The sequence below is a fragment of the Haloferax sp. s1 genome (assembly GCF_058382125.1).
In genome coordinates this window covers 1-1680 of sequence record NZ_JBZRPK010000185.1, presented here as the reverse complement: position 1 = coordinate 1680, position 1680 = coordinate 1, and the positions used below count along the sequence as shown (strand labels likewise).

General features: G+C 65.1%; 1 protein-coding gene and 1 pseudogene. Both read left to right on the top strand.

Annotation, left to right across the window (positions count from 1 at the left end; genetic code table 11):
* Positions 1-151 precede the first annotated feature (151 nt).
* On the top strand, positions 152-808 hold the full coding sequence (locus QT222_RS01480; protein WP_004057955.1) for an HVO_0476 family zinc finger protein: 657 nt from the start codon (positions 152-154) through the stop codon (positions 806-808).
* Between the two features lie 64 nt (positions 809-872).
* A pseudogene (locus QT222_RS01475) lies at positions 873-1680 on the top strand (class I SAM-dependent methyltransferase); the annotation flags it as partial.

The following is a 1680-nucleotide window of genomic DNA, read 5'->3' as shown; positions in this document are numbered from 1 at the left end:
ACTGACGGCGAGTCGGGGGAGCCATATCAAACACGTCGAATAACCAATAAAAAAACGCACCGGACTATGTCCAACCCCGAACCCCGCCTCCGACTCCCACGCGCACGAGGAGAAAGGCGGCTTTTTACGGCCTGATGGGCTAACGACTGCTATGAGCCTACCCGACGCCGGCGAACGCGTCCCCCTCTCCTGTCCGTCGTGTTCGCCCGACGAACCCACCGTTCACGAGGTGCTGAAGCCCGGCGGTCACTCGACCGTCCGGTGTACCGAATGTGGCCAAGTCCACAAAGAGAAAGTCGAACTCCCCGACGAAATCGACATGAACGTCGTCGTCTCGCAGGACGGGTCGTCCGTCTCGACGGACGTCTCCGCCCCCGCCGAAGCGACCATCGCCCTCGGCGAGGAGTTCATCGTCGACACAGCCGAGGCGATTCAACTCGTCCGCATCACGGGCATCGAAGTCAGTGCCGAAGAGCGCGCCGAGGAAGCGATGGTGAAAGACACAAAGACCGTCTGGACCCGCGTGGTCGACAACGTCGGCGTGAACGTCACCATCCATCCGAAGGATGGCAAGCGTGAGGAGACTCGGAGCGTCACCGTCAACGTCCCCGGCGACTACGAGTTCGTCGTCGGCGAGACGGAGTCCTTCGGCGACGAAGAAGTGGAAATCGAAGGTCTCGTCGTCCGCTCGGACGCCCCCGAATACCGCCACGGCAAACTCGACCACCCCGGCGACATGGTGTACGCGAAGGATGCAAAGCGCGTCTACGCCCGCGACCAGACCTCGTCGGCGTGGTCCGCTTGGTAAATCGAGTACAGCACCACTCACCAACACGAAACGACCTTTCTTTTTGCACCCCGTCGGTGCGACCATGCCTACCCGCGACCGGTCACAGTCGTCGGTCGAATCGCTTGCGTTACTCTGGGCTGCCCGCGAGAGCGGCGTCATCGACGCACTCACGACCAGTGCCGGAACTGCCGAGGCCGTTCCGATATCGCCGGTATCGAACCGCGTGCGGCCCGCATCACCGTCGAAGCGCTAGCCTCGATGGGCTTCATCAAGCGCGTCGACGACGAGTACGAAATCACGAATCGCGCCCTCGGCTTTCTCGCCAAGCGCGACGTTCGCTCTATCGGTCGCCTCCCGCACGCACTCGACTCGTTCTCGTTGTACACCGAGTTGCCGGAGGCGATGGCGACCGGCGAGCCGCCAGCGTTCCCCGACGACTGGCTTCGAAACCGACTTGGCGCACACGACGCCACCGACGAGTCGGTCGTCCGGGCGTGCGTGACTGCCGCGGTCCGCGAGGCATCCAATGCGACCCGCGTCCTCGACCTCGCGGGCGCGTCGGGGGCCTTCGCCCGCGAGTTCCTCGCTCGCGGCCACGACGTAACGTTTCTAGACGACCCCGAGACGGTCGAGGTCGTCCGGCCGCTCCTCTCGCGCGCCGGTGTCGAACTCGTCGCAGGCGACCCGAGGGAGCCGCCGGTCTCCGGGTTCGACCTCGTGTTCGTCGGCGACGCGTTCGCGGGACGCGACCCTGCGGAGGCTGAATCGCTTGTCGCGGGCGCGTACGATGCTCTCGAACCCGGCACCGTGGCCGTCTTCGTCGACACGCTTCACGGGCGGTGTTCGACCGCAGCGACGACCCGACGCGCCGTCGACTCACTCGCCACTGG

What these genes read in the sequence shown, in the direction of transcription:
- QT222_RS01480 (WP_004057955.1), top strand. Translation starts at nt 152, where the DNA reads ATGAGCCTACCCGACGCCGGCGAACGCGTCCCCCTCTCCTGTCCGTCG.